Here is a 21,383-nt window from a genome sequence, read left to right on the forward strand (position 1 = left end):
TCCTTGCACATTCTCTCCCCCCAATTATTCAAGTTCAAATCATTTGCTTTTAACTTGCCTCAATTGGGTCACGTTTAATAAATCGCCCGCAGGGAGTCACATAAAGCCACTCATCCCAAATGGTAGTTTTTGAGACGCCTTGAGATTTTTTTCCTTGTTCGGTCAACTCGTATTTCAAATTAATACTGAGCCTACCATCCAAATCTTCAATAAGGCCTCGCAAGCGGAAGCCTTGAGTTTCGGCTCTGTCAACACGGCAATACGAGGGATGGTGCTTAAAATAATCCATCCCTGTCTTTTCTGACTTATCTAACTTTAAGTATCCTGCCGTGATGTAGGCGTCATACTGCTTCGCGCAAATTTCTTCATCTGTGATAACTCGCTTTTCTGTTGCGCAGAAGCCTGGTGGAATTGCCTTATCGTAGGCGTACATCAAACTAACTAAAATCACGCCCGCTATAACTATCGAGCGGCTTTTAAGACGCATGGACAATTTCTTCAATGACTGTTCTCCTGCAAAAACTCATAGTTAACCAGCTAAAAACAGTAAGCCAGCGCCCCAATGGCAAGAGTAATGGCATAAGAAAGCACATCAGCAAGGCAGAAAATATTTCAAACATGCGGAGGCATCTAGATAGTGAGAGTGAATTGAACAAAATATCATATGAAAACTGGGCTTACTGCGCCGAAATCCACAGAGGTGGTCCTGTTCATGCTGAAAATAAGCACCGAATGATCAAGTGAACTATCACGTCGTTCACCCGCTATCGCCCAAACAACAGAATGACACCATTCAGTGAAGCGAGAATGAAGGGAATGTGAAAGGAGTATGCTCTAAGAGCCTGCAATTGGCTCCAATTGATGCAAATTATGGGAAGCACTGGCTATTCTATCGATCAATAATTGAAGACAAAATATTTCGCTATGGCTCCAGCGATTTCTGCTTTTGTATCCAGAATGTGCATAAAGGTAGACTCCATCAAGCATGCCAATTTTTCCTTTTACAAAATCAAGTTCACCAAGATCTCTACCTAACCAAAATGGCACTTCTATTACTGCACTCCCTAATTTGTTTTTTGATTCAGTGTCTGAGGAATATATACAATTTAATTCAGACGTAATTTGCTCAGGTTCCGCACCTATTTGATAGCAAAATACGCTTTTCACGTCGGCGGGAAGCTGAGTTGTAATACGCTGAAACAAGCCCTTTTCAATATCATTTTCCGCTACCGTCATATTTCCCCACGTAGCGGCAAATGTAACGATAAGCAATGCACTTATCCATCGACTGCGCTTTGTTTTCCAAAGTCGATAATTTAATTTCATGGGGCCGACTCCTTTAAATTTTAGCGTTCCGTATCACCAAACTGGGTATTGCTATTCAGGACAACTTTATGAATACAAAGTGATCCTTCAGTGAACTAATCCTACTGGGTTCACAGGTAATGTTAGTAAATGCCTTAGTCATTATTTCGCGTTCGTTGCACATACTTTTCTCCCGGCTATTCAAATTCAAATCAAGTGCTTTTCTGTTGAATAATTTTCAGTCAATCGCAAAAAAAATAATCTGTTTCAATTCACCATAAATTTTCATTGGACGTATTCGCAAATTTGGCTAACTGCCTAACCAGGAAATTGCATACGGTATCGAAAATGATGTTTTTTAATGCAAACATTGGCCAAACATTCATATCCATGACAGTCCATCAAGTTCCACTTATGATTCCTTATTTTTTAATTCGCATGCCATTGTTTAACGCATTTAATTTACACACTATCCCCACCACGTTTTTTTATCTCACCACATGGCGTTATAAAATCCCATTCTTCCCAACGACTAATTTGTGTGCTCAAGTCCCCGTGAGATCGCTTTCCCACGTCGGACAACTCATATATGAATGAAACTTCCAACCGTTCTTCAAAAAAACTTTCGAAAATGCCTCCTAAACGAAAACCCTTTGCTTCTTCAGTTCCGACTCTGCAGTGAGCTCGGTGATTTACATGATAGTCACGTCCGGTCTTTTCTGTCGGCCCCAATAGCACGTCCCCTCGTTCAATCGCAGTATCAAACAGTATTGCACACAGTTCATCTTTGGGAATAACCCGCTTTTCTCTTGCGCAATAATCTGGAGGACGAGCTGCTACATAGGCATATAGCAAATAGGCGATCAACAAGCCAGGTATTGTTACCTTGGGAGACCTCATGAATTCAAATCGTTATCTACACTGCTTCCCTCGCAAATGTCCGCAAATGTTTTGACCGCTATTTCGTATTCCTTGCACATTCTTTTCTCTCAATTATTCAGATTAAAATCAAGCCTTTTCATGTTGAAAATTTGCCCGTCAAAAAAACTGACATTTCGACTAACTACAAATTCTCATCCGGCTTATTCACAAATTCGACTAACTACCCTTAAATACCAATAACTATCAAGTCTGCTAATCAATGGATTAACGTCGTTTTTGGTATGGATTGAAATATCCATTTCGGGTTGATTTTTTTGGTCATAAACAATATATTCAACTCCCACTCCACCCAGAAAGGATTCTGGTATTTCAACCTCTTTCGTTTCCACTTTATTTTTACTGCGAATTTTATAGTTACAGTCTAACAACCCGTGTAGATCCTTCCCTTTTACAAGGTGGTAACATTCGATCCTTTCGATGTCTTGAGATATACGAACATAAAAGTGTTTGGTCATTGATATTTTTAAATCAAATTCGCTAATAGTCGGCCTCAAAAATACTGTCGCAGTACAAACTACCATCAAAATCATTCCGACTATCCAAGCTTTGCAATTCCATTTAGATACATTAATTTTCATATTTTTGTACCATTTCAACTTTAGATTTCGTATTAATTTTCCTATTTAAAGCTCGCCGAAGTAAACGCGAATTCAAGGACTATTTCAAAATAATTCAAGATTATCCAGCATGATTTTTCTCTACCGTTTTAGACGCTAACGCAATCCTATCAATCAGTAATTGAAGAAAAAATATTTCGATATGGCTCCAACGTTTGCGGTAGCTGTTCCCCTGTCCGGCAAAAATATAAAGCCCATCCTCCATACCAACTTTACCTTTTATGAGGTCAAGCTCATCTATATCTCGTCCCAACCAAGATGGTACGTCAACTACTTCACTGCCAAATTTATTTTTTGATTCGGAATCAGCAGAGTAAACACAATTCAATTGCGAAGTAATGGCGTCAGGTTCTGCATCTATTCTGTAGCAATAGATTTTTTGCACCGTTACTGGAATTTGAGCATTAAGGTGCACAAAAAAATCTTTTTGCACATCATCTGCATCCTCAGTCATATTTGTCAAAGCAATTGCCAAAACCAAGATTAGCGTGATGTTTACTAAACCAGTTCGTTTTGTTTTCCAAAGTCGATAATTTATTTTCATGTGGCTTACACCATTAAATTGTAGTCCGCCGTATTATCAATACTTGATATCACGTTCCTGGGAGCGTTCATGAATGCTTGGCGTCCTTCAATGGTGTGTTCATACTGGTTCTCCCCCAAAATGTTGATAACTGCTTTGGATGTTATTTCGTATTCGTTCCACATTCTTTTCTCCCAACTACTCGAATTCCAATCAAGCGTTTTCATGTTGAACAATTTTCATGCAAGGCAAAAAAGCATCCCCCACAATGACACAACTTAGTGAAGCGAGAATGAAGGGAATGTGAAAGTAGTGTGAAGTAATGCACTGATCAAACTATGGTGTCATGCATCTCTGCCATGCGGCTGGCGTGAACGGCCTGTTCAAACGTGGCGAGCGGGTTGGCCATTAAAGGATTGTCGAGTATGGTGCCGGAAAAAATAAGATCTCTTGTGGCACGACGCCAAAGTAATTTCTCAATTCATTGGTAGAGAGATGGCGAATGTCATTCGCCGTCGATTTTGATTTGCACGTCAACCGACAGATAAATGCCTTGCAAGAGTTTGGCCAGAGTGCTTTTACCGGAGTCAGATGGCCCCATGATGGCAATCACGCGTCCAGGGTCTCCCTGCATGGTAAAGCCCTTGTATAGAAATCGCAGGTTGCCGCCATAACGAAAAGAGATTGTCTATGCTGTTGCTGCCACAAGCCGACGATGCGCAGCATGGGTTGTGAAACACGTCCGGAAACATCTGGAAGGCGATTAGCCCATAACTGCGATTAGCGCAGCGCACGCATTTAATCGCACGCATGTCGATCTCCATCACGCAGCGCGTATCGTAAAACGCGCTGCGTGATGGATAACGGTCAGATCAGCAAGTGGAAATACGCAAACAAATATTCAATGTATGGCGTTATATAACTGCGTCATTGAAACCCTGACGTTTTCCAATGATCCGACGATGACGTAAGACCTGAAGTGATAGGTGCCAGATGGATTGTAGATGCGAAATACATTATTCCATTTCACCGTGTCAGGAAATCTGAAGCGACCATAGCCCAGGCCTGCGAATGTGGCTTGTGGCGCTTCTGGCGAATAAATTCCCATTGCCCATCCACCGTCTGGCGTAGCAAAAATGATAGGCAGATTTTGTTCCCCAGGTCCATCACTTATTGGAGCCTCCATGACGGCGTTGTTTCTCACGTCAAATGTATAAAACTTGGAAAACTCGGGCGGCATATATCCTGTCAGAGCTTCAAATACGCCGAAAGAATGTGATTCATTACTTGGGATGGTAAATTGCGTCAGATACTCAATCACATGCGCCATGTTGGGCAGGCCGATGGTAATGCGCTTGTTGAGGATGTGGTTTGATACCTGGCTGCCACCTACCGGATTCCAGAATGCCATCTGGGTTTGTGTGGCCAGGACATTGCTGGTTGCCCACTCCCCTTGCAGGATACTGCTGCTCACACTTGGATTGACGCCGTTATAAGGCACCGCTGCCCCGGCTTCAGTTGGATTAAAACTTTCACCTAAATTGTCAAACGATGAAGCAGATTGAAGTTGCCGGCCGTGATCATAATCGTTGATAAACTCTTTCCCTCTCCACGTCAGCGAACAGACGGCACCCGCATCGTAAGAGCATGTCCTGATGGTGATAGGCCAGGGCCCTGCCATTGCCGATATTGTTTGATCAGCATGTGCCTGGGGCAGGAAAAACAGGTTTGCGCAAAGTGCTAAAAGTACTGAGCTAAAGTAAATCTTACGGCCTTTTTTCTCAAACTTCGCTTCGGATTTCGTTGTGAGTTGATTTGCTGCTGAAGTCATCGTATTTCCTTTGTTTGGTCATAAATTGACATTATTAACAACATACATACTTTCCAGAGTGCATTAAAAATATAACATTGACATCAAATATATTAATATAAATTTAACTTTGTTACATTTTTTACACTTGTTTGTGTGGGCATGCATCAGGCGGATTTAAATCGGCTTAAATCGATTTCAAGCGTCTGCTTGTCAGGCTTTGCGAAAAAACTCAAATACTGGCTTGAGGAAATTGTCTTTGAAGGGTGGTTAATGATCCTTGCCGAAGCCGGATTTTGCAGCATCATGATGGAGAAGATATGCGTGGAATTTGATACGTAGGACGCGTTACAACCTAGCCTGCAGTGAGGGGGAATAAGTGAAAGCCTTGCTCTTGCAAGCGCATCGCAGCCAGGCATGTCGAGCCCGGCTATACATATTCAGGTCATCCCAGCGCAGGCTGGGATCCATCTGCGCAAGTTCCGTTACTGTAAAAGTGTAGCTGATCATGCGTGCGATTACGCATAGCTAATTGCACACACGCGGGCTGCGGCCGATGGTGATCTGGCGATGGCGGCTTTGCTGGATAGTTTGGAGAACTCTCTGGGGCGTGCTTTGCAGGCGCAGATGGATAAGACGCTCAAGCAAATGAACTAAAGTAATATGGCAACGAGGAGCGTAAAATCCCATTTGTTACTGAGTTAATTTTGATTATTTTGAGCAGTCTTTATAAATAGAATTGCCTTCGATTTGATCTTGTTAAGGTTTGAAATGATAGATGTTGAAGAAATAAAGTCGAGTTTAAATGCCGTTTTTGGTGCTATGTATGGCCAAGAGTTAGATTGGATCGTGATTGATAATTCTGTCGAAATATTGATCAGGCCTGTACCAGAACCTTTGCTTTTAGCACTATGCGATGGTCATATTAGTTTGGAGAATTTGATCAAGGTCGTACCACGTTTCATTTTACAGATAGTGGTTGCCGATATTCAAGTATGGATGAATGACTATGATAACGGTGGGACGAGAGGGAAAATCACTTCGGAGGTTCAGGGTCCAGATCCAAGCGCACCTGACTATAATTATTTGCACAGGCTGGAATTCATACGTTGTCTCGAACGTCATGGCATTGTTCGTATTGAGCATGCACTCTTTAATGGAGTGCATGAATCAAAAATTTTTATTGTCGGAGGAACACCTGTTTTTACCAACACAGAAATAAGAGAAAAAATCTATTTAGGCCAGGAAGTGGGATTCCGCTTGTTTAGAGAAACTTTGCTGCGCCAGGGAGTTATCTCTGGTTGGGGATGGGGTTCATCATTTGTATATGTTGAAGAATTTGCTAATAAGATGCGACATGTTGTTCCGTATCAGGCTTTGCAACTAGAGTCCTATGCTTCTGAAGAAGCGATACGAAAAAGAAATGCATTCGATCCGGCTGCACTCACGCATGGTCATCTGGCACCTGTTACCTATATTCGTTTTCTGTCTGATGGAAAGTATGCAGTTTCAGCCTCAGAAGACAAAATGTTGCGGCTATGGGATGTGATGAGTGGTCGCTGTGTCCGCGTCTTTCACGGCCACACCAGGATCATCAGTGGTCTGGCTATCTGCGACAATGATCGGCTATTGGTATCCACAGGTGACCTCACAATTAGAATTTGGGACGTTGATACGGGAACCTGCCTGCGGGTAATTTCCACTGGCCATCAGGAATGGATTCGTCATATTAGTGCTGATGCGGAAGGTCAGTATGCAATATCTTATGGCGATGAAAGAACTTTCCGATTGTGGGACTTGGCTACCGGAGAATGTTTGCATGTTTCGCAAGTTCAGGAAAAGCCAACTCAAGGTATCATTCTGGATGTCGCAAAACAGCGATTTATTTCTCTTGATGGAGATTTTTTTGAAGACCTTACCTTAAGTATTTGGCACACGAAAGATTTGACTTTCGCTAGAAAGATAATTGTCAAAGACGTTTTAGTATGTGAAATTCTGGGACAAACTGAACGGAATTTGATTTGCTTTAATAAATATAATGGTGATTATCAAGTCGATCTATGGAATATTGATAACGAGCAGCGCGAAACCATTTTTTCGGATATGCCCAAAGGGAGATTCGGCACCCGGACGCCACTCGCAGTTAATAAAGGACTGATTGCAATTAGTGTCAATGACACCCAAAATATTGAGATATGGGATGGTAAAAAAAATCAGCGCTTGCATGTTCTGATCGGACATCGTGAAGAAATTAATTGTGCAGACTTCAGCGCTGATGGCAATTATTTACTCACTGGAGCAAAGGACAGGACGTTACGCTTGTGGGATATGAAGTCTGGGGAATGCTTGCGAGAATTTGCAAACATACATTGATAGTACTTAGTGTGCGTTATAGCGCACGGCATGAATGGTCATTATGCAATTTCGTTTGTTTTCCGGACCTTCTGAGCATATGTATTTGCATGGGCCGGATTTTAAAATTTTTCCATCGTCGCTACATCATATTCGGAGGGGGCTGAGTGGAAACCTTGCTCTTGGCACCTCGTCGAAGCAAAGTCTGTCGAGCCCAGCTATAAATATTCAGGTCATCCCAGCGCAGGCTGGGATCCTTCTGCGCAAGTTCCGTTACCGCAAAAGTGTAGCTGATCATGCGTGCGATTACGCAAAGCTAATCGCGCGAGATCTCATTTTCGCGGCCCCAGTAAGCGCCAAATCAACACCGTTGCCATCCCCCAGAGCAGCGGTAAACCAAGCTGGGCATGCTCGCGCGGGAACCAGCCGCCAATGATAATGGCAGGCGGAATCGCTACAAACATGCTAACAGGCCAACGCAGGACAGGCCCGATGAGGGGAAGTTTGGCAGCCTCAGTGATCGGTGCTTTAGCAGCCTCAGTAACAGATGCCTTAGCAGCCTCGTTGTCCGGTTCGCTGGCTTTCAATACTGTTGGACGATCAAACTTGCCCTTGCCCATGGCCTCCACGGCCACTTCATAAAACCCGAGGATGCCGTCTCCACCAGCCTTGCTACCATTTCTAAAATGCTTCCAGACTTTGGCAATGGGGAAAACGATAAAGTCGTGCTGACCTGCTTGAAACGCGATGCCAAAGCTTTGCTCTACTTCCAGCCACTGCCACTCACCACCCACGTTGGTAGCGATGCATTCACCTAAAAAAGCACCGAACATATTGAGTTGTTTTTCAGGCGGGTTTTCCTTCAAGCTGTCATTTTCCCAAAGGCCCTCAATGAAATCATGAACCTGCCTGACAGATTGCTTGTCATACCCCAGCGTCATTCCCAGGACAGGGCCAAGTTTTTCGATGACGATTCTGCCGTTCGCCTTTAAATTGGCGATGTCTTCTGCAACCGTGTTTTCCATTTTTTTCCTGCCAATTTGATTGATAGCGATAATTTCAAGGCCCTGCCTGGTATTTTTCCCGCAGATTATATTGAAAAAACTGCTTGCACCGGCAAATACTGCATGAATCAGCTTGCTTGCCATATCGCCGATAGCCAACCATGTTATTTTTACAAAATTAAGCCAGTAAGTGAGATTAACTTGCGTAATCGCACGCATGATGAGCCCCTCATTAGCGACGGCCCATCCTGAAAACATGTCAAGCTGTGCCAGGCATTCAAAGATGACAGGTATGTAGGATATATAAGTAGAGACCTTGCTCTTTGAACCTTACCGAAGCACAGTCTGTAGAGTCCAGCCATAAATATTCAGGTCATCCCAGCGCAGGCTGGGATCCATCTGCGTAAATTCCGTTACGACAAAGTGAAACTGATTTTGCGTGCGATCATGCGTGAGATTACGCTTGCGCTAATCGCACCTACACAAACATGGTCCACAACACCCATCATTCCCGCTGACGCCCACCCAGCGCCTCCCACAATTTCAACAACACCGGGTTCTTGTTATCCACCGCCCGGTACAGGCGTATATCCATCTCCATAGACCATTGCTCACCGCCAGCGCGTACCAGTTTGCCTTCTGCGAGTTCGTTCACGATGCTGCTCTGGGGCAGCCAGGCCAGGCCGTGGCCTTCGAGGGCCATGCGTTTCAAGAGTTCTGCCATGTCGCTTTCATAGGCATTTACAAAATAGCAGGGCTGGTCTGAGCGGGCCAAGACACGTTCGACCACGCGGCCAAAGAAGGATGCCTTGATATTGTTGAGGCGGGGGATGGGTTTGGTTTTACTGCCGGGCAGGCTAAACAGGGCAGAGCCTTTGCGGTTGGGTACGGACACTGGCAAGACTACCTCTGTGCCCAGGCTCACATATTCATAACGCAGGGCATCCAGCTCCACCGGCAGGTCGGCATGGTAGTAGGACAGCAACAAATCGCAATTGCCTTCGACGAGGGAGAGTACAGAATCATGCACGTTGGCAGGCAGGATGCTGGCATGGATTTCACCCACTTTCGAGCGCACGCTTTTTAACCACATTGGGAAGAAATTCAGCGACAGGGTGTGGCCGGCAGAGATGCGCAGCAGGTTTTCATCCGGCCCGCGCACGCGCAGTTGCGCGCGCGTGTCGTTCAGCAAGCGCATGGCTTCTTCTGCCGAAGTGCTAAAGATTTTACCTGCAGGCGTCAGCACAAGGGGGTAAGTGCTGCGGTCAACCAGGTCGGCACCGACCCAGGCTTCGAGGCTGCGGATGCGGCGGCTGAGGGCAGACTGGGTGACATGCCTGTCGTCTGCCGCACGAGAAAAATTGCGTGTCTGCGCCAGGCTCAAAAAATCTTCCAGCCATTTGATGTCCATATATTTACCTCTCAGCGCCTCTTGATTACTTGTGCAATTGTATCCCCGCACCCTGTGCAAAAGTTGATCTATGTAGTATCGGCATGAAACTAGACCGATTTTGCATAAACATTCCCTACTAATCCGGTATCTTTATTTGTACGCAAAGAAAAAGATAGGACTTGCGCAAAATTGTCCCAGCAAGGCGTCAGCGACGAAGACAGTACTTTAGTACGGCTAGGAGCTGCAACGCAGCTGGGGCAGTTTTGCGCAAGTCCTAATAGAAAATCAACCGGCAAAGAACATGACAATGAAACCAGAAACACATAAAACCCGGCTGGGCATCATCGGTGGCCTGGGCACGCTGGCAGGTGTGGATGTCTATTTCAAAGTCGCCCGCGCCCTGGCCAGGGACAGTATTTCAGAGCGCTATGAACTGTTCTTTGAACAACACCCATTTGAAGGCAATGAAAACTCAGGCGGTGAGAACCCCAACCTGAATGCCCGCAAACTATACATTTTCGACATGATCAAGCAGTTTCAAAAAAGTCAGGTAGAGCGCGTGCTGGTGCCTTGCTTTATCAGCCACACCTTCATCAAGGAATTGCAAAGCGAGCTGGCCACCCCCATCGTGAATATCATGGATGCCTTGCTGGCCCATTTGCAGCAAGAATTTCCCACTGGCTGCAAGGTCGGCGTGCTGGCATCTACCTATGTCAAAAACAAGAAGCTGTTTGACCAGTACGTCGAAGGATTAGGCAAGGATACTGGCATCAGCATCATTTATCCTGATGAGGTCACGCAGGAAGACTATGTCATGCGTGCCATTTATGGTGAGCAAGGCATCAAGGCGGGTAATTTGCAGGGCGATGCCGTCAATCTCTTGCACCAGGCGTGCGTGCATTTGCTGGCACGCGGTGCAGACGTGATTGTCTCTGGTGCCACCGATGTCGCCATCGTGGCCGACTTGCTGCGCAGCCGTGGCATACCCATCGTCGATACCAACCAGGTGTATGTCGAATATGCCTTGCGCAATGAACAGGCACCGCAGCCGCGCACTTTCAAGATAGGTGTGGTTGGCGGCGTTGGGCCAGCGGCTACGGTGGATTTCATGGACAAGATCATCCAGAACACCCATGCCGCCCGCGACCAGGACCATATCAAGATCATGGTCGAGCACAATCCAAAAATCCCCGACCGCACAGCCAACCTGATCGCTGATGGCGAAGACCCCACCATTGCCCTGTACTCTGCCTGCAAGCGCCTGGAAGAAAACGAAGCCGCGCTGATCGCCATCCCCTGCAACACCGCGCATGCTTACGTCAAGCGCATACAGGCCCATCTGTCCATCCCCATCGTCAACATGCTGGAAGAAACGGTCAGCTATATCCGTGAGCATTTCCCCTTGCCTGCCAAAGTCGGTCTGCTGGCGACGTCTGGCACCATCGCCAGCCGGGTCTATCATGATGCTGCCGTTGTCCAGGCGTTTGAACTCATCACTCCAGATACGGTGAACCAAGACAAAGTCATGAACGGCATCTACGGCCCGCTGGGTATCAAGGCGGGCCATACCGGTGGCCTGGCCAGGCAAGACTTGCTCGATGCGCTGGCGCACCTGGTAGAGCAAGGTGCGAGTGTCGTCATCCTCGGTTGTACCGAACTGCCGCTGGTCTTGCAGCAAGACCCGGCGTTTGTTATTGCCGGCACGACGGTGGCTTTGCTTGACCCCACCACCATATTGGCGCGGGCTTGCGTAGCACGAGCCGAGGCAGCGCAGCTTCATTAAACCTGCAAGCATTTATCGATTAAATTTTGGGAAGGTATCTCATGGTCAAGCTCGTCTTTCAGTTTGTGACACTGCAATTTGTTATCCTGCTTTTTGTCACCCTGCTGTTGCCATTGTCAGCCATGGCCGCCGATACCCTCGCCAATATCCGCGAACGCAAGACCATCATCATTGCGCACCGCGAATCGTCCATCCCGTTTTCTTATCTCGATGGGCAACAGCGCCCGGTCGGTTATGCGCTGGATATTTGCCTCAAAGTCGTCGATGCCGTCCGTCGTGAACTCAAGCTGCCCACGCTACCAATCAAATACCTCGCCGTGACCCCGGCCAACCGCCTGCAAACCATAGCGGATGGTGCTGCCGACCTTGAATGCGGCTCCACCACCAATACCGCAGAAAGACGCAAGCAAGTTGATTTCAGTATCGCGTATTTCATTGCCGGTGCCAAGATGCTGGTGCGCAGCGATTCTGGCATCCGCAACTGGGGTGACCTGCGTGACAAGACCGTGGTCACCACCAAAGGCACGACCAATGCGCAAACCCTGGCAGACCGGGGCCAGGTACGCTCCTTGAATTTGAACCTGATAGAAAGCAAGGACCATGCAGAAGGCTTCGCCATGGTCGCCCAGGGCAAGGCTGCCGCCTTTGCCATGGATGATGTGCTGCTCTACGGCCTGCGCGCCGCCGCTGCACATCCGGCAGATTTCCAGGTAGTCGGTGATTCACTGTCGACCGAACCTTATGCCATCATCTTCCGCAAAAACGACCCTGCCTTCAAACACCTGCTGAACCAGGAACTCAGCCGCATCATGCTTGACGGCGACATCTACCGCATGTACGATAAATGGTTCCAGCAAGCCATCCCGCCGCATAACATCAAACTGCAACTGCCGATGAGCCCGCTACTGCGCTCGTCCCTGCGCTTCCCGCTGGCGGACGTCGCGGATGTGGCGCAGTAGTGCAATCCTTAAGGTCACCGCGATCGCGATAACAGGATAAGCGTAGGGCGCATTGCAATGCGCCGCATGTGAGGTTGTGCACGGCAAAGGTATTTGCACGCTCTACGGCAACTCATGCGTGCGATTACGCTACTCTAATCGCACCTACACGCGGATTAATTTTTGTAGGGTGCGCCGTGCGCACCACATCGATTTGTCAGGCGCGCGATTTATCTCGTACACTGCCATTATCAACCACCTACCGTCTTTTAAGGTCGCATGCGGCGCATTACAATGCGCCCTACGTCACGGCTTATGCCGAAACCCCAACGCGCCGGGGTGGGCGCAATAGCATTGCTCAGGTTTTTCGTGTGCCCTTGATAAAAGCCGCAATCTGAGCGGCAGCTAATTCTGGCAGTTGATGGTGCGGGGCATGACCGGCGCGTGGGTAGGTGAGCAGGTTCAGTGTGGGCAACTGGTTGCCCAATGCATACCAGTTCTCAACCGGGACAGAGATGTCATGGTCGCCACCCAGATGCAGGATAGGTACGTTGGTATTTTTCAGCGCTTGCAGCACCTCGTCTGCAGGGAACATCGGGTTCGGCGGAGAATGGGGAACCTGCGTCAATGCCCATTCCACAGGCACATCGGGGCTGCGGCCGCTCTTGCGGGCAAAGATGCGCTCGAACGAGCGCTGCGATGCGGCGCGACTGGCGGCGTCCTTAGGCTCGAAGAACATGGTGGTGTACTGCTCCAGGGTGGCAGGTCCTTGCGCAGCCATGTCATAGAAAAGCTGCTCGCCAGGTTTGACCAGCTTGCCGGGTGGCGTGGTAGAGATCAGCACGGCGTGGCTGACACTGGCCCCAAACATGGCCACATAGATTTGTGCGACGATGCCGCCAAAGGACCAGCCGCCTATCACGACATCTTTCAAACCCAGCGCGTCTATCAGCTCCTTGGTGTCCTTCACCAGGGATGCCGGGTTGTAGGACCTTTCGCCAGTTGACAATCCCATTCCCGAATGATCGAAGGTCACGACCTGAAATCCCTGCGCCGCCAGGGCGTCGATGAAAGCCGGGTCCCACAGGTCGAGTACACCACGAAAGCGATGTGCAAGCACGATGGGTTTGCCCTTGCCAACCGAGCGGTAGGCAAGCTTGCGACCGCCGGTTTCGACGAACAGGGTGGTGGCTGTATTTGCTGAATTTGCTGTATTTTCTGCATTTTCTTTCCCTGCAACCCCAGCCTTCGCCGTTGTGGGTAAGGATAAGCTAAGTGCCGAGAGTGCCGCAGCACCAGTGAAGAGAGCCTGTCTGCGCGTTACCTGCGCAGGCTTGTCGTTTGCTGTGGAAGACAAGGCAATCTTGGAATTTATAGTAGACATAAAAATACTCCAGTCGTGAATTTAAGTAGAGTTAAATAGCGCTCAGTCATGTCAGCTCAGTCATGTCAACCATCAGCCGCGCGCTTTTATATGGAGCATGGGGTGGTGCTCATAGTGACCAACGCCGTTCTTGATAATGGGGTCCTCTGCTGTGAGTGCAGAGATATCCTGCTCATCAGCAATCTGGTAGAGCGACACGCCATAGCCGCCAGAGGGGTCCATCACCGGGCCGTGGGCAACAATGAGGCCCTCATCGAGAAGCTTATTCAAGTAAGCGCCATGCTGCTTCATCCATACAGTTTCATCCGCAGTCATGGTCGCGAGGAAATCCGCACGTGGCGGTATAAATTTGCACAGGTAGTACTTCATGATCAGGTCCTCATTAATAGCTAAATTTTTCACTTCATCTACAGTCAGCATTTATCCTGCATGCTCTTTGCAGGGCTTGCTTTATGTGGCCGTGCTGACGCTTTTCAGAATCGAGCTTTCAAACATTTTCGGTGCGTAGCTTTGCAGGAAAAGTATCATGCCGGTCATCTTTCCAACGGGATTGCTGAACTTGGGTTCTTTCGTATCTATCAGTCTGGTGATGGCATTTACAACTGCATCAGGCGCTTCTGCTTCGTCTATGCCTTTTTGCGTCGCTGCGTTGGCCTGCTTGCGGTAGCTGTTGTAATCCGTGATGTGACCAGTACCCGCAGTTACGGCATGTTGCGCGAGGCCGGTTTTAAACCAGACTGGTTCCACCATGCTGACTTTGATATTGAATTGATTCAACTCAAAACGCAGCGATTTGAAGTAGCCCTGGACGGCATGTTTGGACGCCGTGTAATAGGACAGGTTAGGTGGGCCGATCAAGCCGACGATAGAACTGACGGTGATAATTTGCCCGTGCTTTTGCGCCCTGAAATACGGCAGCAAGGCATTTGTCACCTTAACCGTGCCCCAGAAATTGGTTTCAAACTGTTGGCGACCCAGCTCAAGGGATGTTTCTTCAGCCAGGCCCGTGACCATATAACCCGCATTGTTGACCAACACATCCAGCTGTCTGGTGTGTTGAAACAACTCATCAGTGAACGCATGGATGGATTGATCATCTTCAATATCCAGGCGCAATAATTTGAACGGCACTTTGCCCGCGTATTTTTCTGGTTCACGGCTGGTGCCTATGACATTAAAACCTTGCTGATGAAGTTTGTTGGCGAGCATCAATCCAAAACCTGAAGATGCGCCTGTAATTAAAATTGTCTTTTTCATTTGATGACCATTACCAGGAAAATTGTAAGAAAGCACGACTAAGAAATATCTCAATGTTCATAGACGATATGACATATAAGCTACGACATAAGGAATAGTCTGTACTTTGCCTGCAATGCCAGCAATTGACACTCGCGGAACACGCCAACTTAACGCCAAACGCGCCAGGATGAGCGTGGGCATTTGGCGCTATCGGCTATTGCGGTGGCATGATCTGCGATATAAACTGGGACTATGGATCAAGAAAACAAATCTTCATTGAGTAACCGGCGCAGCCCCATTCTGGAATATGCGGTATGGCCAGGCTGGCGTTTATTAATGCAAGATGCGGGGCTGGCAACGTCCCCCGTATTGCGTCGCGCGCAGTTACCAGGTGACTTGTTTGCCCGCCAAAACGTGCGCCTGGACCCGGCAAACTTCTTCAGGCTCTGGGAGGCTATCGAAGCAGAGGCCAGGTCCCTGGACCCGGGCTTGCCAGCACCATTGCGCATCGCGCAGGTGATGTCTTCTGACTGGTTCGATCCTGAACTTTTTGCCGCTCTGTGCAGTGCCAACATGGCAGGCGCGCTAGACCGCATTGCCAAGTACGTCAAGTTGATTGCCCCCATGGTGATCAGGATAGAACGCACGAGCGAGCACACCACGGTGGTGATTGATTTCATGGATTCCACAATAGCGCCACCAGACGTCTTTCTGGCTTTCAAGCTGGTTTTCTTTGTGCAACTGGTGCGGCTGGCAACGCGCAGCCCGGTGCAACCCTTGCGAGTGAGCTGGCCATCGCCGCCTGGCGATGAAGCGGAATCGCTGATCTACCAGTCTTACTTCGGCATCACTGTGACCAGCTCGCCGCTGGCGACGCTGGTGTTCGCTGCAGCAGATGTAGAGCGCCCCTTCCTGACAGAAAACCACAAGATGTGGACTTTCTTTGAACCGTCTTTGCGACAGCGGCTGGCCGACCTGGACAAAACGGCAGGCATGGTCGAACGCGTGCGCAGCATCTTGCTTGAGACCCTGCCAGCAGGAGAGGTGTCCATGCAGCAGGTCAGCCGAAAGCTCGCCGTCAGCACCCGCACGCTACAGCGCAGGTTGCAGGACGAGGGAACCACGTTTCAACAGACACTGGACAGCTTGCGCGATTCGCTGGCGCACCATTACCTGCGCAACACAGAAATGTCAGGTGCAGAGATATCGTTTTTGCTGGGCTTTGAAGATTCCAATTCCTTCGCCCGCGCATTTCAGGCGTGGACCGGCAAGACACCGCAAACGGTGCGCTCAGAAATCAGGCGAACCCAGCGCTTACCGTTGGCTGACTTGCGGGAATAATGCAATCCCAATGCTGACGGCGATCACAGTAAAAGGATAATCGTAGGGCGCATTGCAATGCGCCGCACGCACATGTTGTATACAGCGTAGATGTTTTTATCGGATACGGCAATTCAAACGTGCGATTACGCAAAGCTAATCGCACCTACGCGCGGATTAATTTTCGTAGGGTGCGCCGTGCGCACCGTCCTGCGGAGGTCACAATAGGCAAGCTAATGCAATGGTGCGCACGGCGCACCTTAGAGGCGCCACAACACAATGCCTTGCATGGTGTAGCTGTAATCACTTGACGACATAAGAGAAAACACCCAAAAATACAGGATCTGACTCGATGGCTCTACGCACCTTGGTTGGCTGATAATCAAAGTCATATTGGACAGTAATCCACTTTGCTTGATGTATTCCCAAGTGGGTAGCGGCTGCGCATGCTTGCTCAATAAATGAAATGGAATAGGACATGTCTTGCAGCAGCAAACGCAAGTCCACGAGGCGGAAGTCAAAACAATTAGCTTCCTGATCGTCAAGATTGTAATAACCTACGCCGCACAAGTCTTGCAATACGTCTGCTTGCCTCTCGTCCGCGCCCTCAAGACCTGCCCAGATAGAAACGACACCGTCTTTGCCAAAGCCTTGTTCGTAATAGTCTTCTTCGTCTGAATAGTCGTTGATGGCCATTAAAAAAATTACTTTCTCGTTTGAATTGCGTTAATCATGCGCCGTGAGCATAGACAGGTATTTTTAGTCTTAAAAGAGAACGCATGCAGTCTGCATCTGCAATAAGGGAATTTCTTGTTGAGGCATTTAAAGAATGCATCGACCAGAGATATTTCCTCACTTCACACCCACCACATACTCCCTTCACCCAGGCATGACATGCTGCACACTCAATAGCGGCGCGGGTCTGCATGGGGCTTGATCTGGTGGACTGCTATTATTTTCCAGATCAAGCATGACATCTTTCCTGAGCTTCTTTTTCTATGTGTGTTTGCCCTTGTATGCAATACCCTTCCTCATCATGGTATCTATGCCGAACCGGAGGGCACTGGTCATCGCAGCCCTTGTCCTTGGCTTGCCTATCATCGCCATCATCATCTATCTTTTCAGAGAGGTGAATAATCCAGACGACAATGCGTCGTCATTCGGGGAGGCCATACTGTTGTGTGGTCTTGCTTTGGTGTGCATAGCTTTGATTGCTGGCGCTATCACCCGTCTGATCCTGCTGGGCAGGCGGGCTACGGCGGCCAGTCCACGTACGCGGGCAGGGATTATGCTGGGATGCTTCTCATGCCTGCCAGCCTTGCTTGCCATGCTGGTGATTTAGCCAGCCAGGGCGCGAATAACATTGGCTCCCGTCAACATCAGCGCTGTATCGCTGCGATCGAAGCAGCACGGTCTGCCAGCATGGCAGATTCTTGTAACCTGCCCATTTTTTTATATAGCTCCGCCATGCTATTAAGGTTGACTGCTACCTCAGGATGATTTGGTCCTAGTGCTTTTTCACGAATTGACAAGGCTCTTTTGTACAGGGGCTCTGCCTCAAGGAACATGTTTTGTTCAGTGTAGCAAGTCGCCAGATTGCCAAGTACAACGGCTACCGAGGGGTGATCGGGGCCTAATGTTTTCTCCCATAGTTGCAATGCCCGCCTGGAATTGATTCCAGCCTCTTTGTAGCGCTTTTGCTGTATATAGAAAGCTGAGAGGTTGTTCAAGCTCTGGGCTACCTCTGAGCCATTCGCACCATAGATTTTTTCTCTAATGACCAGCGAGCGCTTCAGGGCATCTTCAGCTTCATTGAGCTTACCCTGTGATATGTAAATGGCGGAAAGATTATTGAGTGCATTGGCCACCAGAAGCGGAGAGGAATCTGCTGTTTTTTCCCATATGTGCAAGGTGCGCGTGGCATAAGGCAGTGCTTCTGCATAACGTTTTTGAGTGGAATACAGAACTGAAAAACTATTCAGTATCTGGTCTATGTCGGGATGGTCGGGCTCAAGATTTTTTTCCCTGATAGCAAGCGCACGTTGCAAAATGGATTCTGTCTCAGTGTATTTTGCCTGCTCCATGTAAACCTGGGAAAGGCCATGAATGGTCTTCGCAATCTTAAGGTGATCGGGCCCATACAATTTTTCATTGATAGCCAGCGCCCTTTTCCACAGGGTTTCCGACTCTGTTAACTTTGATTCCAATTTATACAGCAGGGCCAGCGACTCCATGGCTTCTGCCACTTGTCCGTGATCAGGTCCCAGGTTTTTCTCGCGTGTCGCCAACACATGAACGAATAAAGGCTCTGCCTTGGCATACTGGTTGCTGTCCACGTATAGCGTGGCCAAACCATGAATACTGTTGATTAGATCTGGATGATCTTTATCCAGAGATTTCTCCCCCATGCTGACGGATCGCTGGTAGGACTCTTGTGCTTTTTGATATTGATCCAGACTACGCTGAACATTTCCAAGATTAGCCATAACGATCACAAATTCAACCGGAGGCATGCCCTGGATTTGTTCCATCGCCGCCAGATTGCGAATATAGTTCTGTTCTTCTTGCCGATATTTTTTCAACGCGTGATAAGTGTAGGCCTGCATGGAGACCGTCCGCACGATTTCTATGTCTTGCGGCTTAAGATTTTTTTCCTGTATCTGCAGGCATCGTGCATAAAGCGGCTCTGCAAGTGCATATTTCCTCTGGCTGGCATATATATATGCCAGGTCGCGCAATATCAGGGCAATACTTGCCTGGTCAGACGGTGCAAACTTTTCTGCCAGGGGTAGTGCCCGCTCCAGCTTGAGGCTGGCCTGCTCAACCTGGCCTTGTTTGAACAAACTAATTGCTTCCAGCCTCAACGCCTGCCATTCGACATTGTCTGCTGCAATCGCATGACTAACCAACAAGAGTGCGCCTACAAGCATGACCTGACGCAATCGCAGCAAATTTTTCCTCAGCATATTTCTCTCTTCATCCTCGTTCTCTTATTTCGTTCTCTTATCTCATTCTCTTATTTCGTTCACTTCATCTGCGGCTGACCGCATAAATGTCATCACCTCACCCGCACAGCCCCGCCACTCTGCCTGGTCCTGAACACCGACACGGCATTCATCAATTCACCCGACTGGTCATTGAGGCTGGATGCGGCGGCGGCCATTTGTTCTACCAGGGCGGCGTTTTGCTGGGTGGTCTGGTCCATCAGGGTGACGGCCTGGCCGACCTGGCCTACACCTGTCGATTGCTCGGCACTGGATGCGCTGATCTGGGCGACGATTTCGCTGACCTTGCGGATAGAGCTGACCACTTCTGCCATGGTGCTGCCTGCCAGGTCGACTTGTTGCGTGCCTTTGCCCACGGCCTCTACGCTGCTGCCTATCAGGGCCTTGATTTCTTTGGCGGCTTCGGCGCTGCGGCCTGCCAGTGAGCGCACTTCGCTGGCGACCACAGCAAAACCACGGCCCTGTTCACCGGCGCGGGCGGCTTCTACGGCGGCATTCAAAGCCAGGATATTGGTCTGGAAGGCAATGCCATCAATGACGCCGATGATGTCCTGGATTTTTTTGGATGATTCATTAATGCCGCGCATGGTGCCCACCACTTGCTCGACCACTTCGCCACCACGGCTGGCGACTGCGGATGCCTGTGCGGCCAGCTGGTTGGCCATCTTGGCGCTGTCGGCATTGTGGTTGACGGTGGAATTGAGTTCTTCCATGGCAGCCGAGGTTTCTTCCAGCGAGCTGGCCTGGCTTTCTGTGCGGTTGCTCAGGTCCATGCTGCCAGAGGCAATTTCATTGGTGGCCTGGGCAATGCCGCTGGCCGAGCCGCGTACGCCATTGACCAGCGATTCGAGTGAGGCCTGCATCTCTTGCAGCACACCCATGAGGCTGTCGTCACCGGCATTATTGTCTATGCTTTGCGCCAGATTGCCCTTGGCGATATTCGACAAGGCATCTCTGGCTTGAGATGGGTCACCACCCAGTTCCTTATGCAAGGTCTTTTGGCAATAGAAGGTCAAGAATACCGCTACCAGGCTGGCCAGTATGGCCAGGATCAGCGAGAGGGTGACCGTGAAGCTGACCTTGCTGTTGACGTTGGCATGTTCTTGCGCCGAGCGTTTACCCGCTTCATCACGCTGCTTTAATAATTCGGTGCGCAGATTGCGCCAGGCCGGGGTTTCTTCAGCATTCAGCACTGGCGCGGCGTCGCCTTTGTCTTTGAGGATGGTGACGATTTTTTCTTGTGTCTGCGCATGGACGGCGCGCAGCTTGGGCAGTTCTGCCAGGCTTTGGGTGGTGTTATTGCTGGCGGATATTTTCCTGGCCTCGTCAAAGGCTTTGTCATAGGCCACTTGCGCTGCCAGGAAATTGTCCACGCCTTTTTTGTTGGATGGGTCGAGCACCACATTCCTGAGCGCCTGCCCCATCTGCAAACCCTGGGCATACATCTCGGAGATACTGCGTTCCAGCGCCTGTTCAGTTGAAATATAGTTGTCAAACTGGCTGCGGGTAGACATCAACGAGGTGATGGAGGTAGCCAGGCCGACGGCAAACAAGACAGCAGGGATGGCAGAACAGAGGACGATCTTGGACGAGAATTTCATGCTGACTCCATTATCTTGCCCGTTTTTGGCAGGCAAATTCTAGGGAATGTCTGATTAAGTTCTAATTTTCTTCAATTTCAAAATCATGTTCAGGCAAAAGCATGAAATGCGTTGCAGGAACATGATGATCTTCATAAATTGGGGAACATCTCCCCCATCTGTATCAG

The 21,383-nt window shown here is 48.9% G+C and carries 19 protein-coding genes; 5 read left to right on the forward strand and 14 right to left on the reverse strand.

Going from position 1 to position 21,383, the window contains the following annotated elements; all coding sequences use genetic code 11:
- Positions 1 to 49: 49 nt before the first annotated feature.
- The 6 genes from ACO0LD_RS28530 to ACO0LD_RS28555 form a co-directional block, all read right to left on the reverse strand.
- Entirely contained in the window at positions 50 to 502 is a 453-nt protein-coding gene (locus ACO0LD_RS28530; RefSeq protein ID WP_423012368.1) for a hypothetical protein, read from the reverse strand.
- Positions 503 to 834: 332 nt separating this feature from the next.
- The gene (locus ACO0LD_RS28535; protein ID WP_423012370.1) at positions 835 to 1,326 is read right to left on the reverse strand and encodes a hypothetical protein; all 492 of its coding nucleotides are present in this window, start codon (positions 1,324 to 1,326) and stop codon (positions 835 to 837) included.
- 1,061 nt (positions 1,327 to 2,387) lie between these two features.
- A complete protein-coding gene (locus tag ACO0LD_RS28540) occupies positions 2,388 to 2,825 on the reverse strand; it encodes a hypothetical protein (RefSeq protein WP_423012372.1) in 438 nt (145 codons plus the stop codon).
- Positions 2,826 to 2,925: 100 nt separating this feature from the next.
- Positions 2,926 to 3,408 (reverse strand): hypothetical protein, encoded by a 483-nt coding sequence (locus ACO0LD_RS28545; protein ID WP_423012374.1) that lies wholly within the window; start codon positions 3,406 to 3,408, stop codon positions 2,926 to 2,928.
- A gap of 484 nt (positions 3,409 to 3,892) precedes the next feature.
- A complete protein-coding gene (locus tag ACO0LD_RS28550) occupies positions 3,893 to 4,021 on the reverse strand; it encodes an ATP-binding cassette domain-containing protein (protein WP_423012376.1) in 129 nt (42 codons plus the stop codon).
- 267 nt (positions 4,022 to 4,288) lie between these two features.
- The gene (locus ACO0LD_RS28555) at positions 4,289 to 5,218 is read right to left on the reverse strand and encodes a hypothetical protein (RefSeq protein ID WP_423012378.1); all 930 of its coding nucleotides are present in this window, start codon (positions 5,216 to 5,218) and stop codon (positions 4,289 to 4,291) included.
- Between the two features lie 750 nt (positions 5,219 to 5,968).
- Here ACO0LD_RS28555 and ACO0LD_RS28560 point away from each other — a divergent pair.
- Positions 5,969 to 7,570 carry a WD40 repeat domain-containing protein gene (locus ACO0LD_RS28560; RefSeq protein ID WP_423012380.1) on the forward strand — a complete coding sequence of 534 codons (1,602 nt, stop codon included), beginning with the start codon at positions 5,969 to 5,971 and terminating at the stop codon, positions 7,568 to 7,570.
- A gap of 311 nt (positions 7,571 to 7,881) precedes the next feature.
- Here the strand turns inward: ACO0LD_RS28560 and ACO0LD_RS28565 are convergent, their stop codons facing one another.
- Entirely contained in the window at positions 7,882 to 8,772 is an 891-nt protein-coding gene (locus tag ACO0LD_RS28565; protein WP_423012382.1) for a DUF3806 domain-containing protein, read from the reverse strand.
- Positions 8,773 to 9,058: 286 nt separating this feature from the next.
- Positions 9,059 to 9,964 carry a LysR family transcriptional regulator gene (locus ACO0LD_RS28570; RefSeq protein WP_423012384.1) on the reverse strand — a complete coding sequence of 302 codons (906 nt, stop codon included), beginning with the start codon at positions 9,962 to 9,964 and terminating at the stop codon, positions 9,059 to 9,061.
- A 283-nt stretch (positions 9,965 to 10,247) separates the two neighbouring features.
- On the opposite strand from ACO0LD_RS28570, the gene ACO0LD_RS28575 reads away from it, so the two are divergent.
- Together ACO0LD_RS28575 and ACO0LD_RS28580 are read left to right on the forward strand one after the other, a co-directional pair.
- Positions 10,248 to 11,729: an aspartate/glutamate racemase family protein gene (locus tag ACO0LD_RS28575; protein ID WP_423012386.1), complete on the forward strand. Its 1,482-nt coding sequence runs from the start codon at positions 10,248 to 10,250 to the stop codon at positions 11,727 to 11,729.
- 41 nt (positions 11,730 to 11,770) lie between these two features.
- A complete protein-coding gene (locus tag ACO0LD_RS28580) occupies positions 11,771 to 12,688 on the forward strand; it encodes an amino acid ABC transporter substrate-binding protein (protein ID WP_423012388.1) in 918 nt (305 codons plus the stop codon).
- Between the two features lie 337 nt (positions 12,689 to 13,025).
- On the opposite strand, the gene ACO0LD_RS28585 is transcribed toward ACO0LD_RS28580, so the two are convergent.
- From ACO0LD_RS28585 to ACO0LD_RS28595, 3 genes are all read right to left on the reverse strand, one after another.
- The gene (locus tag ACO0LD_RS28585) at positions 13,026 to 14,051 is read right to left on the reverse strand and encodes an alpha/beta fold hydrolase (RefSeq protein WP_423012390.1); all 1,026 of its coding nucleotides are present in this window, start codon (positions 14,049 to 14,051) and stop codon (positions 13,026 to 13,028) included.
- Positions 14,052 to 14,123: 72 nt separating this feature from the next.
- Positions 14,124 to 14,471: a YciI family protein gene (locus tag ACO0LD_RS28590; protein ID WP_423012392.1), complete on the reverse strand. Its 348-nt coding sequence runs from the start codon at positions 14,469 to 14,471 to the stop codon at positions 14,124 to 14,126.
- A 30-nt stretch (positions 14,472 to 14,501) separates the two neighbouring features.
- Positions 14,502 to 15,308, reverse strand: a complete 807-nt coding sequence (locus ACO0LD_RS28595) for an SDR family NAD(P)-dependent oxidoreductase (protein WP_423012394.1) — start codon at positions 15,306 to 15,308, stop codon at positions 14,502 to 14,504.
- 234 nt (positions 15,309 to 15,542) lie between these two features.
- On the opposite strand from ACO0LD_RS28595, the gene ACO0LD_RS28600 reads away from it, so the two are divergent.
- Positions 15,543 to 16,631: an AraC family transcriptional regulator ligand-binding domain-containing protein gene (locus tag ACO0LD_RS28600; protein ID WP_423012396.1), complete on the forward strand. Its 1,089-nt coding sequence runs from the start codon at positions 15,543 to 15,545 to the stop codon at positions 16,629 to 16,631.
- A 282-nt stretch (positions 16,632 to 16,913) separates the two neighbouring features.
- Here ACO0LD_RS28600 and ACO0LD_RS28605 read toward each other — a convergent pair whose 3' ends face one another.
- On the reverse strand, positions 16,914 to 17,306 hold the full coding sequence (locus ACO0LD_RS28605; RefSeq protein WP_423012398.1) for an immunity 22 family protein: 393 nt from the start codon (positions 17,304 to 17,306) through the stop codon (positions 16,914 to 16,916).
- Between the two features lie 274 nt (positions 17,307 to 17,580).
- Between ACO0LD_RS28605 and ACO0LD_RS28610 the strand changes: the two genes are divergently transcribed.
- On the forward strand, positions 17,581 to 17,952 hold the full coding sequence (locus ACO0LD_RS28610) for a hypothetical protein (RefSeq protein ID WP_423012400.1): 372 nt from the start codon (positions 17,581 to 17,583) through the stop codon (positions 17,950 to 17,952).
- Positions 17,953 to 17,989: 37 nt separating this feature from the next.
- Here the strand turns inward: ACO0LD_RS28610 and ACO0LD_RS28615 are convergent, their stop codons facing one another.
- The gene (locus ACO0LD_RS28615) at positions 17,990 to 19,348 is read right to left on the reverse strand and encodes a tetratricopeptide repeat protein (RefSeq protein WP_423012402.1); all 1,359 of its coding nucleotides are present in this window, start codon (positions 19,346 to 19,348) and stop codon (positions 17,990 to 17,992) included.
- Between the two features lie 320 nt (positions 19,349 to 19,668).
- On the reverse strand, positions 19,669 to 21,216 hold the full coding sequence (locus ACO0LD_RS28620; protein ID WP_423012404.1) for a methyl-accepting chemotaxis protein: 1,548 nt from the start codon (positions 21,214 to 21,216) through the stop codon (positions 19,669 to 19,671).
- Between the last annotated feature and the right edge of the window lie 167 nt (positions 21,217 to 21,383).

It is taken from the genome of Undibacterium sp. Ji83W (assembly GCF_049340385.1).
In the GTDB taxonomy this organism is placed as follows: Bacteria; Pseudomonadota; Gammaproteobacteria; order Burkholderiales; family Burkholderiaceae_D; genus Undibacterium.

Bases quoted from the DNA above. Each gene is read 5' to 3' on its own strand.
- ACO0LD_RS28535 (WP_423012370.1), bottom strand. From the start codon at position 1,326: ATGAAATTAAATTATCGACTTTGGAAAACAAAGCGCAGTCGATGGATA.
- ACO0LD_RS28540 (WP_423012372.1), bottom strand. From the start codon at position 2,825: ATGAAAATTAATGTATCTAAATGGAATTGCAAAGCTTGGATAGTCGGA.
- ACO0LD_RS28545 (WP_423012374.1), bottom strand. From the start codon at position 3,408: ATGAAAATAAATTATCGACTTTGGAAAACAAAACGAACTGGTTTAGTA.
- ACO0LD_RS28550 (WP_423012376.1), bottom strand. From the start codon at position 4,021: ATGCAGGGAGACCCTGGACGCGTGATTGCCATCATGGGGCCATCTGAC.
- ACO0LD_RS28555 (WP_423012378.1), bottom strand. From the start codon at position 5,218: ATGACTTCAGCAGCAAATCAACTCACAACGAAATCCGAAGCGAAGTTT.
- ACO0LD_RS28560 (WP_423012380.1), top strand. From the start codon at position 5,969: ATGATAGATGTTGAAGAAATAAAGTCGAGTTTAAATGCCGTTTTTGGT.
- ACO0LD_RS28565 (WP_423012382.1), bottom strand. From the start codon at position 8,772: ATGCGTGCGATTACGCAAGTTAATCTCACTTACTGGCTTAATTTTGTA.
- ACO0LD_RS28570 (WP_423012384.1), bottom strand. From the start codon at position 9,964: ATGGACATCAAATGGCTGGAAGATTTTTTGAGCCTGGCGCAGACACGC.
- ACO0LD_RS28575 (WP_423012386.1), top strand. From the start codon at position 10,248: ATGACAATGAAACCAGAAACACATAAAACCCGGCTGGGCATCATCGGT.
- ACO0LD_RS28580 (WP_423012388.1), top strand. From the start codon at position 11,771: ATGGTCAAGCTCGTCTTTCAGTTTGTGACACTGCAATTTGTTATCCTG.
- ACO0LD_RS28585 (WP_423012390.1), bottom strand. From the start codon at position 14,051: ATGTCTACTATAAATTCCAAGATTGCCTTGTCTTCCACAGCAAACGAC.
- ACO0LD_RS28590 (WP_423012392.1), bottom strand. From the start codon at position 14,471: ATGCTGACTGTAGATGAAGTGAAAAATTTAGCTATTAATGAGGACCTG.
- ACO0LD_RS28595 (WP_423012394.1), bottom strand. From the start codon at position 15,308: ATGAAAAAGACAATTTTAATTACAGGCGCATCTTCAGGTTTTGGATTG.
- ACO0LD_RS28600 (WP_423012396.1), top strand. From the start codon at position 15,543: ATGGATCAAGAAAACAAATCTTCATTGAGTAACCGGCGCAGCCCCATT.
- ACO0LD_RS28605 (WP_423012398.1), bottom strand. From the start codon at position 17,306: ATGGCCATCAACGACTATTCAGACGAAGAAGACTATTACGAACAAGGC.
- ACO0LD_RS28610 (WP_423012400.1), top strand. From the start codon at position 17,581: ATGACATCTTTCCTGAGCTTCTTTTTCTATGTGTGTTTGCCCTTGTAT.
- ACO0LD_RS28620 (WP_423012404.1), bottom strand. From the start codon at position 21,216: ATGAAATTCTCGTCCAAGATCGTCCTCTGTTCTGCCATCCCTGCTGTC.